The organism is Vibrio sp. 10N.239.311.G01 (assembly GCF_041465805.1).
Lineage (GTDB): Bacteria > Pseudomonadota > Gammaproteobacteria > Enterobacterales > Vibrionaceae > Vibrio > Vibrio crassostreae_C.
Window position 1 is genome coordinate 94,711 of sequence record NZ_JBFSRM010000006.1, and the last position, 17,437, is coordinate 112,147.

A 17,437-nucleotide genomic window follows, 5' to 3' on the forward strand; every position below is an offset into this window, starting at 1 on the left:
GGCATTGATGCTACTAGACGGACCTAAACAAGGCGACATCGTTTTGATTGATGCCAATGTAATTATCAAAGCAGATAAGCTAAAAACTTGGAAGGCTATTGCTGGTTACTACAATTTACACACTGTTGAGACAGTGGTTAGAGAAGCTATTAAGATACCAGCCCAAGGTAGCAGTATAACAATTACAGAAAGCGAACTGAGAAGCTCATTTTCTGTAATCCATACCGTTAATGAAGATGAAAGTGCAGAGTGGATCATAAACTATCCAGAGTTATTAGACAGTGCAATCGATCATGGAGAAAGAGACCTTCTGATCTACTTCCACTGCTGCGGTGATAAAAATGTTTGGTTCCTATGCGGCCCTGATGTCGGTGCTATGAAAGGGTTGCATGGGATGGGTTTGCTGGATCAGCTTGTGTCTTTGGAGCAGTTACAAAAAAATTGCGGCATACAGAAAAAAATACCTGATCACTTTAATCAAAAGTGGCAAGAAACTACTGTTTATCAAATCAAATCTAATTTGCGCTAGACTAGATGGTAGTCTGACGTTGTACGTGTACGAGACCAGTCGTTTCTAATATTCGCTGCCTCTTCCTGAGCCTAGTGCTAATCGAGTTCAGCGCACACTGGCTTCCCCAATAAGCGACGCTAGCGAGACGTGACGTGTCCCTCCTGAAGAGGCTTAGCAGTAGGAGGTGACACGAGCTTCTGAACACTACCACCCGGAATCAGCGGAATACGCACACGCCCGACTGCTCTCAGGCCAATAAAATAACTGAGATATCTTCAGCACAGAACAAACCTTTGCGTAGCAACTCATTTTTCGCTTCATTTGGGTTACTTGTGAAAAACAAGATTCGCAAATTATCTTCTGCTCGAGAAAAGCTCACATAAGCAAGTTTTTCTCCCCTCCGTTGTTGTCCTTCACTAGGTTCTCCAGAAGTATCAGGGGTCAATAATTTAGAGAAATTGTATTGATTCCACGCAGCCTCCACATCATCCAAAACAACAAGTACGTCAGGGTATTCTTCTCCTTTCACGCCATGCTGGGTACTGTAATTAGTATTCTCGCGAATAAATTCAAAATACTGATCAAATTCTGTCGTTTTCATCGCGAAGAACTCATCGCAAAGCCAATCTCCTTTTTCTAGTCCAAATTCAGCTTCACTAAACTCTTCGGTTCTTGGCTGTCGTGCTAAATGTTCCACAACGCGCTCTGGCAGGTCAATCAGTTCAACTTGAAGGCAGTACTCATATATTTGTTTTAAGGTACCAGTTGTCCAGATCTCATCGAGCGCATTTACGACATTCCTCGCATGCTCTACCATTTCTTTTAGCGGCCGACTCCGGTTTTTACCATCAATTTTAAACGCTGGTCCAATACTGCTAAGCAATTCAACCATCCGACGAACATTACCGGAGCGATTGGCTTCAAGTAGCGGCCAAAGAGAACTAATTATAGGCTTAAGTAAAAAGTGATTACCTGATTCATAGCCCTCCTGTGCTGTAGCTGATGCATAGCGACCAGTAAAGAGACGATGTAGATTAACGAACCCAAGCCTTCTGGCGATCATTTGTCTTACCAGAAATAACTTAACTACATCGGTTCGCTCTATCCATCCCCAATCAGTCAAAGCTTGGTCCATCCTCTCCAATGACCGATCGATTTGTGCTTCAGAGTATTTGTTTCTGGGCTCTTCCGGAGATTCTGTTTGAACTAACGTAATTTTTACGCTGCCTAGTTTGTGTTTGTTCTCACCTGCTGCGTACTGTTCAAGATCATTTCTAAACCGATTTAAAAAAGATATTACACTTGTCGAACAGCGAAAATTCTCTGTCTTATTGATAATTACTCCACCATCAGGAGCTCTAAAGTCCCCGGCTCTTTTTTCGTATATTTGTTGCCAAGGATCACCAAAAAAACCTAGGACTGGCAAGCCAGTACCAGATGCCACACTTTGAAAAGATTCCACCACTATTGGAAACGTATCTTGTGCTTCATCAACAAAAAAATATGGATACCGATATCCAAAAGCTTTCCTAAAAGCAGGTTTACTATTCAGCAGGTAACCAGCCAATTCAATAACATCATCATGACTCAGTTTACCTTTTGAGTATTCGCTATATCTTGCATCATCGTACTTGAACTCTACAGTATCACTCAGTAGTTCCAGTTCACTTTCAAGGTACGCCACTTTCTCTCTAGCTTTCAATGCTCTTTGGCTTCTCCCACCGTTGTCTTTTTCTCGTTCCTTTGAGATTAGTTCAGGAATGCGTAACTCAACTAGAGCCTTCCTAATATCATAAGTAAATGTTTTAATCTCACCCCATAAGAAGCTATGTAGGGTTGATACAACAAAGAGATCACTATCGCCTAGTCGACCAGATATAACTTGCACAGCTCGTTTCGTGAATGTGATACAAGCAACTCTCTGACCATTTATTCGCAACTCTGAACCGTACTCTCTACGAATCAGTTCTAAAGCCTCAACCAATGAAGAAGTTTTACCAGCTCCAGCTCCAGCAATCATAGCAAAGCTTCTCTTTTCAGCTAAACAGGTAGCTACTTTAGTATCTGCGTCTGTTTGAATTCGCTCCGCCATTTATGCTTCCTCCTGCATTGCAGTCTGCTCACTTCGTCGTAGGCGCATATCAAGCCAATTAAGCCCCTCTTCAATATACTTAGGCGTTTTCCAATCACTCTCGGAAAATAAAGTTTCCAATGCAAAATCAGTTTTTTTGAAACTAGACGACTTAACCCTTTCATAGATTGCCTCGTACGCATCACATAGACTCGCAGGAATTTCGACACCCAAGCTCAGTTGTTCATTTCGTAACAAAGAGAAGTTGTCATAAGCAAATGCTTCTTCGAGAGTACGTGGTGTCATAACAAAACTATTTTCAGCTTCTTCCACATTTACCCCCATCTGAAAGGCAATGAAGCGATCATTCTCACTGCATATTTTTTGGCTACTTTCGAGTGCCAATAGCTCCTTTACAGTGCTAACACCCAACAAGCTCTTTAAGGAGCTATTTGACGTCAATGCGCCTTCCATGTCACCTCTAACAGCAGGATGTCTCCCTTTAGGGTCGACAGAATCCAAATCTGTAATGACCAAGTATGGAATATTAAGAAAACGGAGGAGACCAGCAAAACGATGCGCATAAGCTCCGCCAACTTCAAGAACAGATAGGTATTTATTACTAAGCTCTGGTGCTGACTTTTCAATCATCTGAGGTAGTAACAATTTCTCAACAGAGCCCTCGATTAAAATAGCGGCGTCTGCAAAAAACAGATCGCAATGAGTCAGGCGCATATACCGCAACAAAAAAGCCTTTGCCTTAACGGGATCAAAACCCTCTTCACCACCAACAGGGGCAGGAATAAAACGTCTAAGACTATGAACTTTAGATGCGTTCAAAGTCTCAATGGAACTGCGATCCTCTCCATCTAGTTCACAACGCTCAAAATAACGGACTTTCTCAAAATCAACACGATCTAATATATGAGAAGAATGCGTAGATACAACCAATTGAGGAACCAAACCATCACCAGAAGCCTTTAATAACATTTCCCAGATGTTACCTATGAATGCCTGCTGGACCTGAGCATGCAGATGAACTTCTGGCTCCTCAATAAAGATCAACTGACATATAGGTCTATTCTGTTCAGTGTTTTTCCACTGAATATGGAAATGGCTAATCTGAATTGCCATATAAATCAAATTCTTAAAACCCAGACCATTATATGATTCGGGTAACTCATGTTTACGCTCGTTGTCTACATAAATTAAATTCGTATTACCCTGAAGAGCCTCTAGAGGACTTAAAGATGAAATAATCTTCAGCTCTCTATCGTTAACTGAAGGTATGCCAAGCCCCTTGATAACCTGCATTAAGCCACCAAAGTGCTGCTCATAGTGCTTAGTAAGTCTCCTGTTGTTTTCGTCCACTACCTGATAAGCACTTTGCTCAGTTTCAGCCTGTTCCAAGTTATTTTTATAGAACGCCGAAAAAGCTGTAGATAGGCGGCTACTTTGGCTGCTTTCCTCATCATTTACGCTACGTTGAGCATCAAGAAAGTCCACACGTAGCAAGTTTTTTAGCAGACCCTTTCCCTCTTTGCTGTCGAGTCGGCTTTCCTTGATATTTTCATCTTGACGCCCATCCAATGAATAATAGGCTAACTCGTAGTAACTGCTTAACTTGGAATCAGTACCTAGGAATTGAGATAGAGAAGCTTCTCTCGTTCCACCTTCTGGCTCTGGGTATGCTTCCCAAAATTCTGCTCGCATCGCGAGTGGATCACGAGGTTGATACTTCAGTCGTATTCCAACCTTGTCTAAGCTTTCCGAAAACTCTGGTAATAAAGTAAATGCCCGACCAAAAGAGATTTTTTCTGGGTCAATCGAAAACCATAAATCTAATTCTATAGTCGGTAACTCTTGCTCATCATCACCACTACCAAATGCATCAATCTCGGGCACCTTAGAGACGGATAAATCATGTATAGAAAAATCTCGTCCCCCAGTGAAGCAGCGAAAAGCACTTGCTGCCGAAGTTTTCCCTGCATTGTTGGGACCAACAAGAACTGTCTCATTGATCTCAAACTCTATCGAAACACACTCTAAACGACGAAAATTTCTAATCGTACTACTAAGTATTTTCATATTGTCCCTATATACGGTGAGTCGCTTAACACTATTAATATGAACACAATGTTATATTTACCCAACCAAGAAAACAGATATGAAGATCAAATAAGTATAATAATTAGTTTCATATCAAATAGTTCGACCAGCTAAATACATGGAGCTTTTTCTGCTAGAAACGGGACCTTTTAGCATGCAACTTAATGAAGTTAACTATGCGCTCTTTTGAGGGCTAAAGGGAATCAATTATAGAAGGCTAAGCTTACAGCCTCACGACAAATGGTGACACAGAAGGTGACACAAAGAATCAAAAGCTCAAAAACACAAACCTATGTTACTGTTTTTATGTTACTTTTAATTATCACTCAACAATCAGATCCAAAACATTGAATAACAGTCTGTAAGCTGTACACGATAAAGAATAATCAGCTTAATCAGTGTTGATTAGATCAAAATGAGCTCCTAATTTTAGGGGCTTTTTTTTATGGATACAGTAATAGTAATCAGGATGAGCAAGTGACTGGTTGTTACGTAGAAGGTTGAGTTAGAGCAAAGAACAGATACAACGATAGTTAGAACGAGATAACGGACGTAAAACAGGATTTTTGAATACTTAGAGAGGGTATTGCTAATGGAGAAGAGTGTTGCGGTAAAACTGAGGGGGGAAACAAATTTGAGAGAGAAAGTGGCGCAAGTTGCTATTGCAACTTGCGCCGACTTAAAATCTTATAGAGCTACAACGTTTGCAGCTTGAAGACCTTTTTGGCCTTGCTCTACTTCGAAAGACACTTGTTGGCCTTCTTTAAGAGTCTTGAAACCTTCAGAAGCGATTGCACGGAAGTGTACGAATACGTCAGCGCCGCCGTTGTCTTGAGTTAGGAAACCGAAACCTTTCTCTTCGTTAAACCATTTTACTACGCCGTTTGTTTTGTTAGACATGATGTGTCCCTTATATAAAAATAAAAAATTAATCGCCAAAAGTGCGATGCGCTGAAAGCTTGAATTATTTAATGTATCTATGAAGCCAAGGGAAACACTGAGAATAACAATGAAGCAATACTAAGGGTTTTACTTTACAACTGATGTTTCATTTAATAACTCTGAAAACAGAGCGAGGCCATTCTTGGTGATCTGGGTCGGGTTGTAAAGCTTTATTTGAAAATAATTGATGTTTTTTTGTTCGGTTGGCTTGAATTCAAGCCCAGCTAGGTCGCCGGGCTTGATTTGTAAGACTTTGATCTCAAAAAATTTACTCGTCCGGCTGCTTAGTTCTGAGATCGACATATGGCCAGTAATGGTGACCGACTCGAATCAACAGAGTTGCTGCTGCTAAGATAAATGCCGCTAAAGATAACCAAACGATCAATACCGCATCGAGTTCTTTCATGCCCAAAGTGATGTAACGAGCAATCGCCATCATCGCGATATAGATTGGGTATCGCACTGGGATCTTACCGTTCATCACAAACTGCTGGACCATCGCCAACACTTCTAAATAGATAAACATCAGCAGAATGTCGGTCAATTGCACTCGGCGTTCAGCGAAGACATGCATGAACTCTTCGACCATCGCAAACAAGGTCGCGAGCGTGATCGCCACCAGCAATACCGCTTCCATAATGTGGAATACTTTTAAAAACGGCTTACTAAAAGATTTAGGTAAGTGAGAAGGCATAGTCACTCTTCAAAAAATAATTAATCCAGTCTCTACAATAGCATGCATCAATATAAGTCGCGTACTGTCAAAGCACCGACTTTAGGCTAACGCCATCAACTCATCGGTAACCAACATTAAGAAGCAACGGTAAAAAGCAACAAATACAAAAATGGCCCCGCATTCACTGCAGAGCCATCTGTTTGTCTTTTACTTAGCGACTTCTTAGTGACTAATTAGCCTTAAAGCAGAATCAGGTAAGTTAAGAACACCACACACAGTCCGTAGATAAGCGGGTGTACTTCTTTGCGCTTACCTGCCACAACCATTGTGAATGCGTAGCTGATGAAGCCCATCGCCATACCGTTCGCTGGAGAGAAGCTTAGCACTGTGAACATGATGGTAAAGAAGGCTGCAATGCGTGACTCTTTCTTTTCCCAGTTGATCTGACCAAGACGACCTACCATGTAGATGCCGACTACTACCATCGCCGGTGCAACCATTGCAGCCGAGAAGATAGAGAAGATTGGGTATAGGAATAGCGAGATTAGGAACAGACCAGCCACCATGACTGCTGCCAAACCCGTTTTTGCACCTTGAGAAGAAGCGATGCCAGACTCAGAGAAAGCAGTGATCGATGTGGTACCAAGAATTGAACCAATCACAGTACCGCCCGCATCTGCTACTAGAGCCGATTTCGCGTTTGGCACCTTGCCGTCTTTATCGATGATACCCGCATCACGGCCAACGCCGACAATGGTGCTCAAGCCATCAAAGAAATCGACAATCAAGAAGATAAGTACGATGAACAGTAGGTCGAACATTTTCTCTGGCGTGAAAGCAGAGAAATCGAAGATAGCGCCGAAGCTGCCAGCCATGCTTGGTGGCATAGCAATGAACTGCTCTGGGATTGGTGCGTTTGAAGTGCCCATGAAGACGTCAGCAAGAATCGTCAACACGATAGCAGAAACGAATGAGATGAACGTTGCTAGCTTGATGTCACGAACCATACAACCCAGTGCGATGAAGATGCTCACGTAAGCGATGATCACTTTTGGATCAGAAATGTCGCCTAAGCCTACCAATACGAATGGGTTAGAAACGATGATGCCCGCATTCTTAAGACCTAAGAAAGCAATGAACAGTCCGAGAGACACGGTAATCGCCAACTTCAAATCTTCAGGAATCGATTCAATCATCGATTTACGAATATTGGTTAACGAGAACGCGAGGTACAGGATACCGGACAGGAAGATGCCAAACAGCGCCTCATTCCAAAGTACTGCGACTGAACCACTTAATAGTAAGCCTTTGAAGAAGCCGTTCATGCTCATGCCCGGCGCAAGCATCACTGGGTAGTTGCCCCAAATGCCCATGATTAGGGTTGCGATTGCCGCAGACAGAGCCGTTGCAGTAAACACGGCACCTTTGTCCATGCCTGGAATATCACCCAAAATTGCTGGGTTAACCGCCAGAATGTAACTCATCGCCAAGAAAGTAATGAAACCCGCGTACAGCTCAGTGCCAATCGTGGTTTTTCTTTCAGTGATTTTAAACATCGAATCAAGCGAGCCAGAGGTGTTCTGGGCTTTCAGGGTGGAATCGGTACTCACAACAAAACCTTTGCAATAAATTAAGAATTTGGTGATTCAAATGCTGTGAGAATAGAGAGGTCTCTACACTAAAAACTGTAGTCACCAAGGTAGGCTCGGTAGTAGAAACATCTAGTTTAGTAGGGTCTGTTGGCCCTTCGAGATGATTTTTGCAGCGAGTTGTTGGGGTTTTCTACAAGGCAGAGACTTTGATGTGTAGCTAGCCTACATAAGAAGTCGATAACGCAGTAGAAATCACCAACAAACGCTGCCCGAAGGGTTCGGCTAAAATCGTTTTATGCTTTGTTAAGGAGTCTTTACTTAGAATGCTAGGTTACAAACTCCTTGCCGCGCCTAAAACGATTTTTTCTCGAACAAAACTCCATCGCGAAAGGTCAACAGACCCTAGATATATACAGCATTTAATCGTTTGCGCGGATTGTAAGGATTGAGATTAAAACTTCAACAAATTTTGTCCAGATCACATAAAAAAGTACCGATGACGAGTCATTACATTTATACAAAGATCTTTGAGAAGATCATTTGCTGATAAATAACGATCAAGCCAGTTGTTCTCAATCATCTAAATATGCTACTCTTCGCCTCCATTTTTCTGACCTAATTTTCACCAGTTGCTTCTATTAGTTTTACTCGTTATCTCTTTATAGACGTAACCAACGGCACAATTAGTAGATGCGCCATCGGAACAAAAATTAGAGTCAGTGCTATCTTTTAAAGTGTAGGTTTATTGCCTTCACTCAATCCAACCAACAGTGGAAATATACAGATGGGCAAAGGTACTCTTTACATCGTATCTGCACCTAGTGGCGCAGGTAAGTCGAGCTTGATCTCAGCAATGCTAGAAACCAATCCAACCTACGCAATGAAGGTATCTGTTTCACACACCACTCGCGGTATGCGCCCTGGTGAAGAAAATGGTGTTCACTACCACTTCGTAGAGAAGCATCATTTTGAAGACCTTATTACTAAAGGTGAATTCCTAGAGTACGCTGAAGTGTTCGGCAACTACTACGGTACTTCACGCGTTTGGATTGAAGAAAACCTAAACCGCGGTATCGATGTATTCCTAGATATCGACTGGCAAGGTGCTCGTCAGATCCGTGAACAAATGCCTCAAGCGAAGAGTGTATTCATTCTTCCACCATCAAATGGTGAACTAGAGCGTCGTTTGAATGTTCGCGGTCAAGACAGCGACGAAGTTATTGCGAAACGCATGAGCGAAGCAAAATCAGAGATTTCTCACTATGCAGAATATGATTATGTGATCGTGAATGACGACTTTGATGCAGCCCTAATGGACTTCAGAGCTATCATTCGTGCGGAACGCTTAAAAGAAGATAAGCAAGCAGCGAAATACAGCGGCATGCTTACTGCTTTATTAGCGGAATAATCTAGATCCCCTAGATTTTCTATTGAGATAAGTATACGGTGATCTAGAAAGTATCTAGTTAAACTTGTATACTTTCTCGTCATCAAAAATTTATTAGTTAATTACTATTTGGAGTCCTCATGGCACGCGTAACTGTTCAAGACGCTGTTGAAAAAGTTGGCAACCGTTTCGACCTAGTTCTTATTGCGGCTCGCCGCGCACGTCAAATGCAAACTGGCGGTAAAGATTCACTAGTGCCTGAAGAAAACGATAAGCCAACGGTTATCGCTCTTCGCGAAATCGAAGAAGGTCTTATCACTAAAGACGTACTAGATGCTCGTGAACGTCAAGAGCAACAAGAGCAAGAAGCGGCTGAACTTGCAGCAGTAAGCAGCATCGCTCACACTCGTTAAGAACGTCATTCGAACTAATTAACCTTCCGGGCCTTTAATTTGTATCTATTCGATAGCCTCAAAGACGTTGCCCAAGAATACCTAACAGAGCCTCAAATTGAGGCTCTGCGTCAATCTTATGTGGTAGCGAGAGACGCCCATGAAGGGCAAACCCGCTCAAGCGGTGAACCATACATTATCCACCCTGTAGCTGTTTCAAGAATCCTGGCAGAAATGCGTCTGGATATCGAAACCCTGCAAGCTGCTCTGCTTCATGATGTCATCGAAGACTGTGATGTCACTAAAGAAGATCTAGAGGAAAAATTTGGCAATACCGTTGCTGAATTGGTTGATGGTGTATCTAAGCTGGATAAGCTTAAATTTCGTGATCGCAAAGAAGCGCAAGCAGAGAACTTCCGCAAGATGGTTCTCGCCATGGTGCAAGACATCCGCGTTATCTTGATCAAATTAGCTGACCGTACTCACAACATGCGCACGCTTGGGGCACTTCGTCCTGACAAAAAGCGTCGTATTGCTCGTGAAACCCTAGAGATTTATTCTCCACTAGCTCACCGTCTTGGTATTCATAACATCAAGACCGAACTAGAAGAGCTGGGCTTTGAAGCCCTCTATCCTAACCGTTATCGCGTACTTAAAAACGTAGTGAAAGCTGCGCGTGGTAACCGTAAGGAAATGATCCAACGTATCCATAGCGAAATTGAAGGCCGCCTTGAAGAGGTCGGTTTGCCTGCTCGCGTACTTGGTCGTGAAAAAAACCTGTTCTCCATCTACAACAAGATGAAAACTAAAGAGCAGCGCTTCCACACCATTATGGACATCTACGCTTTCCGCGTCGTGGTTGATACCCCAGATACTTGTTATCGCGTACTTGGTCAGGCTCACAGCCTGTACAAGCCTCGCCCTGGCCGCATGAAAGATTACATTGCGGTACCAAAAGCCAACGGCTACCAATCTCTGCACACGTCAATGATCGGCCCTCACGGGGTGCCAGTTGAGGTTCAGATCCGTACTGAAGATATGGATCAAATGGCAGACAAAGGTGTCGCAGCGCACTGGTCTTACAAAGGCAACGGCTCACGCAGCAGTAATGGCACGACCGCACAGGTTAAAGCACAACGTTGGATGCAGAGCTTACTTGAGCTGCAACAAAGCGCGGGTAACTCATTCGAATTCATTGAAAACGTTAAGTCTGATCTGTTCCCAGATGAGATCTTCGTGTTCACGCCGAAGGGTCGCATTGTCGAGCTTCCGGCAGGCGCAACAGCGGTCGATTTTGCTTACGCGGTGCATACCGATGTCGGCAACATGTGTGTAGGTGCTCGTGTAGACATGAACCCTTACCCACTCAGCAAATCGCTGAAGAACGGTCAAACTATTGAGATCATCAGTGCTCCGGGCGCACGTCCGAATGCAGCATGGCTCAACTACGTGGTGACATCACGTGCGCGTACTAAGATCCGTCAGGTTCTGAAGACTATGCGCCGCGAAGAGTCGATTACCTTAGGTCGTCGTCTACTGAACCACGCACTTGGCGAACACTCGATTGGTGATATCGGCCAAGAGAACGTTGAACATGTATTGTCTGATCTTCGTCTCGACAGTATTGAAGACTTGCTAGCGTCAATTGGTCTTGGTGAGCTGATGAGTATCGTAATTGCTCGTCGTCTGCTTGGTGATGCTGACGAACTGACTGAAGTAGAAAACAACAGCGACACGCCTAGGAAGAAACTTCCAATCCGTGGTGCTGAAGGTCTACTGCTAACGTTCGCCAACTGTTGTCACCCGATTCCAGATGATCACATCATTGCCCATGTCTCTCCAGGTCGTGGCCTTGTGGTTCACCGTGAAACGTGTCCAAACGTTCGTGGTTACCAAAAAGAACCAGACAAGTACATGGCGGTGGAATGGTCTGACGATTACGACCAAGAGTTCACAGCTGAACTTCAGGTTGATCTGCAGAACCACCAAGGTGCACTGGCTGAGTTAACTAACGTTATCTCGAAAACAGGCTCGAACATTCACGGTATTTCAACTGAAGAACGTGATGGACGCCTGTACACAGTGACTATCTTGCTGACCACCAAAGATCGTGTTCATCTTGCAAGTATTATGAAAAAGCTACGTGTGATGCCACACGCGCTGAAAGTAAGACGTCGTAAGAACTAACGTTTAAACTTGATAATAGTTTTGCCAAGAATTTAAATCCCCTTAATGCTTTATCGCTTAAGGGGATTTTTATAACCGTAATCCTAGTATTTACCGCGCTCCCTCCCATTCCTGCCTGTACAAAAATCCAGTAAAATGCTTGAATAGATCATCTCTCTTACGTTTATGAGCCTTGTTATGTCACAGCTTTTATCTGCTATCCCTCTCAACTCTTTATCTGGAGTCGGCGCTAAAGTCGCAGAGAAACTAGAGAAGGTTGGGCTTAACAATGTACAAGACCTGCTATTTCACCTGCCTTTGCGCTATGAAGATCGAACGCGTATCTATCCAATCGTAAAACTGCATGCTGGTTTATGGGCAGCAGTGCAAGGCAAGGTAATGCACGTCGATACCATTTTCGGTAAACGTAAGATGCTCGCAGTAAAGATCAGTGATGGTAATGGCACTATTACACTGCGTTTTTTCAACTTCACTGCAGGCATGAAGAATAACTTTGCCGAAGGCAAACAAGTGCATGCTTATGGTGAGATCAAGCGCGGTAATATGGGGCTTGAGATCGTCCACCCTGACTACAAATTCTTTGCGCCGAGGCAACAGCCAGACGTTGAAGCCAATCTGACTCCGGTGTACCCAACCACCGAAGGGCTAAGACAAGTCACGCTGCGTAATCTTACCGATCAAGCCTTAGAGCTAATCGACAAGGCCGCAGTTAACGAGCTTCTCCCATCAGGTTTATACGACCACCAAATTACCCTCGCACAAGCACTGCATACCATTCACAGGCCGCCCCCGGGCATTGACCTAGAGCTGTTTGATGAAGGCAAGCACCCTGCGCAACTGCGCCTAATTATGGAAGAGTTACTGGCTCAAAACCTGTCTATGTTGTCTGTTCGTAGCAAAGGGCAGCAAGACAAGGCAATGCCTTTTCCTCCAGTAAACACCCTTAAAGATAAGCTACTGGCTCAGCTGCCGTTTTCACCAACCAATGCCCAAGCACGAGTGACCAAAGAGATCGAAGCTGACTTGGAAAAGCCGCATCCTATGATGCGTTTAGTGCAAGGTGATGTGGGCTCTGGTAAAACCTTAGTCGCTGCACTGGCGGCGGTTCGCGCATTGGAACACGGTCAACAAGTAGCACTTATGGCACCCACTGAACTACTCGCAGAACAACACGCGATTAACTTTGCCAACTGGTTTGAGGCAATGGGTATTCAAGTTGGATGGCTAGCAGGTAAGCTCAAAGGCAAAGCTCGTGAAACTGAACTAACACGTATTGCCAGTGGCGAAGCGCAAATGGTGGTCGGTACTCATGCCCTGTTCCAAGAGCATGTCGAGTTCAAAAACCTTGGTTTAGTGATCATTGATGAGCAACACCGATTTGGTGTCCACCAGCGATTAGAGCTACGTGAGAAAGGCGCAAAGCAAGGCTACTACCCCCATCAGTTGGTCATGACCGCTACCCCAATCCCACGAACGTTAGCAATGACGGCCTATGCCGACCTCGAAACTTCGATTATTGATGAACTGCCACCGGGACGAACCCCAATTCAAACCGTGGCAATTCCTGATACCAAGCGCGATGACATTGTTGAACGTGTGAAAAATGCGTGTCTCAATGAAGGCAAACAAGCCTACTGGGTATGTACGCTGATTGATGAATCGGAAGTACTGGAAGCTCAAGCTGCAGCTGATACAGCAGAAGAGCTACAACGTAAACTACCAGATGTAAAAATTGGCTTGGTGCACGGCCGAATGAAACCCGCCGAGAAACAGGCGGTGATGAGAGAGTTCAAAGAGAACAAGCTGCATCTATTGGTTGCGACAACCGTGATTGAAGTGGGCGTGGATGTTCCGAATTCGAGCTTAATGATCATCGAGAACCCAGAACGTCTTGGCCTAGCGCAACTGCACCAACTGCGTGGCCGTGTCGGCCGAGGTTCGGTCGCAAGTCATTGTGTATTGTTGTATCACTCTCCGCTGTCTAAAACCGCTCAGAAACGCCTAGGTGTGCTACGTGAAAGTAACGATGGCTTTGTGATTGCACAGCGCGACTTAGAAATCCGTGGCCCCGGTGAATTGCTCGGTACCAAACAAACTGGCTTGGCTGATTTCAAGATCGCCGATCTAATTCGTGACCAACGTTTGATACCTGAAGTGCAGCGTATTGCGCGTCATATTCACGATAGCTACCCAGACAATGCTAAGGCGATCATCAACCGTTGGTTGGGTGAACGCGATGTTTACTCTAAGGCGTAGTTAACACTAAGGCATAGTTAACACTGAGACCGTATTCAAACGTAAAAAAGGCTTCCTCAAGGAAGCCTTTTTAGTGTGCGTTACTTTCATCAAGCAAGAGCGAGATTCCCTATTCGCTCGTTCCTCACGATAGGGAATGACGATCAAAGTAAACTTTCATCATCAAAGTCCATGGTTAGCAATTCGTCATCCTCGGAGAGGGAAGAATGACCGAGTCGGGGATCTCTTAACCGTTCCCCGAACCGAACTTATCGTCATCAAACGGACCGATGATAACTAGGGCTTAACCGGGAAACTGATCTGCGCTTTTAAGCCACCTTCACTGCGGTTATTGACCACAACAGCACCTTGATGCTGGCTAACGATACGTTTCACAATTGCTAAGCCCAAGCCCGTTCCTTCGCTACCACGAGCCGTGTCACCACGCGTGAAAGGTTCAAACAGCTTTCCGATCTGGTCTTGTGGAATACCCGGCCCGTTATCTTCTACCGTCACCCAAGCAAGCTTGTTATCCGCCGTCATACCAGTTGATACCTTGACCCAACCATTACCGTAACGCAGCGCATTCACCACCAAGTTGCTCACAGCACGCTTCATTGCGATCGGGTTGCCCAACGCAGGTTTCATGGTTTCTGGAATATCGGTTTCAATCTGGACCTCATAGCCACCTTCAGAGCTAGAGACTTCTCGCGCAATATCATCGACAAACACCGCTTGGAATGAGTCTCTGTCAACAGGCTTTAGGTAATCCATGAACTGACTGATGATCTCGTTACACTCTTCGGTATCACTGATGATGCCTTCCGCCAAATAGCTGTCTTCTGGCGACATCATCTCGGTTGCTAAGCGAATACGCGTTAACGGAGTACGTAAATCATGGCTGATACCCGCCATCAACAAGGCGCGGTCTTCTTCTAGCTCTTGGATGCCTTTCGACATCTGGTTAAAGGCTCGAGTTACCGAGCGAATCTCTTGTGCGCCTTGAACTGGCAATGGCGGTGGAATATCACCTCGCCCGACACCTTGCGCCGCTTTCTCTAGCGCTATCAACGGACGGTTTTGCAATCGGATAAACAGCCAACCACCTGCGACAATCAACAGCGCCATGATCAGACTGTTACGAAACAGTGGTGCAAAATCCTCTTCTTGCAGCTCTGATAACGGAATACGAATTAAAGAGTTGGGTAACTGCGCAATGTCCATCCAAAGCACATAGCTCTCTTTCCCCAAGATCAGCCGCACTTCAGTTTCAGAACCCAGCTCCTTGGTCATCTCCTCACTCATCAAGTCGATTGCGACCGCATGGTAATACTCACCCGCGGCTTCGCTGTTTTTCGCGTGAACGGTTACCCCGAGCTGTTCAAGCACACGCTGACGCAATGGCGCATCGATCTCGATATCACTGCCTTGGTCCAATACCAGGTTTAGCTCGTGAGCCAAAATCTTATTAAACTGCTGCAAACTTGGCATCAACGCATAGTTAAACACCGCGTAATAAGAAAAAATTTGGCTAGCGACCAATAGCGTTAAGAAAAGCACTATCGACTGAGTAAAGGAGCTACGTATACGCATGGGGTACCCGAGATGTAGAAAGATAAAGAAAGTGTTATATGACTATAACTCTAAACCATTGTGCTGAATAGAAAACGGGCCATCGCATATTAATGAGATGACCCGTAAGATTCACAGAATCGATAAAGCTACTGTAGAGCTTATTAAGCTGAATTACACAGCTTTGCCATCTGGAACGAATACATAACCCAAGCCCCACACCGTTTGGATGTAGCGAGGTTTGCTTGGATCTTCTTCAACTAGACGACGCAGACGTGAAATCTGAACATCGATAGAACGTTCCATTGCTGAATACTCACGGCCACGAGCCATGTTCATCAGCTTATCGCGAGACATTGGCTCACGAGCATTCGTTACCAAGGACTTAAGAACCGCAAATTCACCCGAAGTAAGCGGCATTGGCTCTTCACCGCGGAACATTTCGCGAGTACCTAAGTTCAAACGGAATTCACCAAATTCAACCACAGACTCTTCTGTGCTTGGTGCACCCGGTGCTTCAATGACTTGGCGACGCAGTACAGCTTTAATACGAGCAAGCAGTTCACGTGGGTTAAATGGTTTTGGCAGGTAATCATCAGCACCCACTTCCAAGCCCACAATGCGATCCACTTCATCACCCTTTGCAGTAAGCATCAGGATTGGTAGCGAGTTGTTTGCGTTTCGTAGACGACGACAGATCGATAGACCATCTTCGCCCGGCAACATTAAATCCAATACCATCAAGTGAAAATTTTCACGGGTTAACAGGCGGTCCATCTGCTCACTGTTTGCCACGCTACGCACTTGAAAGCCCTGCTCTGACAGATAGCGCTCTAACAGTGCACGTAAACGAGCATCGTCATCGACCACTAAAATTTTGTAGTTTTCTTGCATGTAATGGTTCCACCTATTAAAGCTTAAACCTAAGGTTAAGCATTCTTGGTAAATTGTATATTGGTATAAGACATTAAAAATGTAACATTATTGGAGAAAAAGTCGCCTAAATAATTGTTAACGTATGTTGCCTTTCTATATATTCTATCTTAGATCATCATTTCATTAAGTCAGATTTATGAAAACCAAACTTATTACTCGAGAAGGTTATAACAAGCTCAAAGCAGAACATGACCACTTATGGCACGAGAAACGCCCTGAAATTACTAAGATAGTCACTTGGGCGGCAAGCCTTGGAGATCGCTCAGAAAACGCAGATTACACCTTCAATAAGCGTCTACTTCGTCAGATCGATCGCCGAGTGCGTTTTTTAAGAAAGTTCCTACCTGATGTCACGATCGTTGATTACTCGCCACAACAAGAAGGTAAGGTATTTTTCGGTGCTTGGGTCGAAATTGAGAATGATGATGGGGAAATTAAGAAGTTTCGAATTGTCGGCCCAGAAGAGATCTACGGCGATGCTAAAGGCTATATCTCTATCGACTCACCAATGGCTAGAGCTCTGCTCAAGAAAGAAGTAGATGACGAGTTTACGGTAAAAACACCGGAAGGCGACAAAGAGTGGTTCATTAACTCGATTCGCTACGCAGACAACGAATAACCAAACTTAATAAACACTTAGCGATAAACTGAGTGTGCAGCAAACCCAAACTCCAGATAAAAGAAAACCCCGCAAGGCTTTCGCCTAGCGGGGTTAAGTCTCTATCGCAGCAATCCGGCTACTGTTTATCTCTTCGAGATAAGGTGCTCCCTGCATCTTTCCTTGATAGTGGCTAAATCCTTTAACCAATTTCCTTTTTGTTCATCGC

At 44.4% G+C, this 17,437-nt stretch carries 13 protein-coding genes; 6 read left to right on the plus strand and 7 right to left on the minus strand.

What is annotated here, in order from left to right; translation table 11 throughout:
* Positions 1-7: 7 nt before the first annotated feature.
* A complete protein-coding gene (locus tag AB6D06_RS06815) occupies positions 8-529 on the plus strand; it encodes a hypothetical protein (protein ID WP_372110055.1) in 522 nt (173 codons plus the stop codon).
* Between the two features lie 229 nt (positions 530-758).
* On the opposite strand, the gene AB6D06_RS06820 is transcribed toward AB6D06_RS06815, so the two are convergent.
* The 5 genes from AB6D06_RS06820 to AB6D06_RS06840 all read right to left on the minus strand — a co-directional run bounded on the left by AB6D06_RS06820 (position 759) and on the right by AB6D06_RS06840 (position 7,919).
* The gene (locus tag AB6D06_RS06820; RefSeq protein WP_372110056.1) at positions 759-2,603 is read right to left on the minus strand and encodes a UvrD-helicase domain-containing protein; all 1,845 of its coding nucleotides are present in this window, start codon (positions 2,601-2,603) and stop codon (positions 759-761) included.
* The gene (locus tag AB6D06_RS06825) at positions 2,604-4,670 is read right to left on the minus strand and encodes an ATP-dependent endonuclease (protein WP_372110057.1); all 2,067 of its coding nucleotides are present in this window, start codon (positions 4,668-4,670) and stop codon (positions 2,604-2,606) included.
* A gap of 708 nt (positions 4,671-5,378) precedes the next feature.
* Positions 5,379-5,591, minus strand: coding sequence for a cold-shock protein (locus tag AB6D06_RS06830; RefSeq protein WP_004735656.1), 213 nt, complete (start codon positions 5,589-5,591; stop codon positions 5,379-5,381).
* Between the two features lie 310 nt (positions 5,592-5,901).
* Positions 5,902-6,327, minus strand: a complete 426-nt coding sequence (locus AB6D06_RS06835) for a phosphate-starvation-inducible protein PsiE (protein ID WP_017062464.1) — start codon at positions 6,325-6,327, stop codon at positions 5,902-5,904.
* A gap of 221 nt (positions 6,328-6,548) precedes the next feature.
* Complete coding sequence (locus AB6D06_RS06840) at positions 6,549-7,919, minus strand: NCS2 family permease (protein ID WP_017062465.1); 1,371 nt, start codon at positions 7,917-7,919, stop codon at positions 6,549-6,551.
* A 766-nt stretch (positions 7,920-8,685) separates the two neighbouring features.
* On the opposite strand from AB6D06_RS06840, the gene gmk reads away from it, so the two are divergent.
* The 4 genes from gmk to recG all read left to right on the plus strand — a co-directional run bounded on the left by gmk (position 8,686) and on the right by recG (position 14,123).
* On the plus strand, positions 8,686-9,309 hold the full coding sequence (gene gmk, locus AB6D06_RS06845; protein ID WP_017062466.1) for a guanylate kinase: 624 nt from the start codon (positions 8,686-8,688) through the stop codon (positions 9,307-9,309).
* A 119-nt stretch (positions 9,310-9,428) separates the two neighbouring features.
* Positions 9,429-9,701 carry a DNA-directed RNA polymerase subunit omega gene (rpoZ, locus tag AB6D06_RS06850; protein ID WP_009848003.1) on the plus strand — a complete coding sequence of 91 codons (273 nt, stop codon included), beginning with the start codon at positions 9,429-9,431 and terminating at the stop codon, positions 9,699-9,701.
* Between the two features lie 39 nt (positions 9,702-9,740).
* Positions 9,741-11,867 (plus strand): bifunctional GTP diphosphokinase/guanosine-3',5'-bis pyrophosphate 3'-pyrophosphohydrolase, encoded by a 2,127-nt coding sequence (spoT, locus tag AB6D06_RS06855; RefSeq protein ID WP_019826453.1) that lies wholly within the window; start codon positions 9,741-9,743, stop codon positions 11,865-11,867.
* Between the two features lie 177 nt (positions 11,868-12,044).
* On the plus strand, positions 12,045-14,123 hold the full coding sequence (recG, locus tag AB6D06_RS06860; RefSeq protein ID WP_017066313.1) for an ATP-dependent DNA helicase RecG: 2,079 nt from the start codon (positions 12,045-12,047) through the stop codon (positions 14,121-14,123).
* A 276-nt stretch (positions 14,124-14,399) separates the two neighbouring features.
* Here the strand turns inward: recG and envZ are convergent, their stop codons facing one another.
* Together envZ and ompR are read right to left on the minus strand one after the other, a co-directional pair.
* Complete coding sequence (gene envZ / locus AB6D06_RS06865; RefSeq protein WP_102428472.1) at positions 14,400-15,695, minus strand: two-component system sensor histidine kinase EnvZ; 1,296 nt, start codon at positions 15,693-15,695, stop codon at positions 14,400-14,402.
* Between the two features lie 153 nt (positions 15,696-15,848).
* Entirely contained in the window at positions 15,849-16,568 is a 720-nt protein-coding gene (gene ompR / locus AB6D06_RS06870) for a two-component system response regulator OmpR (protein WP_008218409.1), read from the minus strand.
* 178 nt (positions 16,569-16,746) lie between these two features.
* On the opposite strand from ompR, the gene greB reads away from it, so the two are divergent.
* Entirely contained in the window at positions 16,747-17,229 is a 483-nt protein-coding gene (gene greB / locus AB6D06_RS06875) for a transcription elongation factor GreB (RefSeq protein ID WP_017062470.1), read from the plus strand.
* The last annotated feature ends 208 nt before the right edge of the window (positions 17,230-17,437 follow it).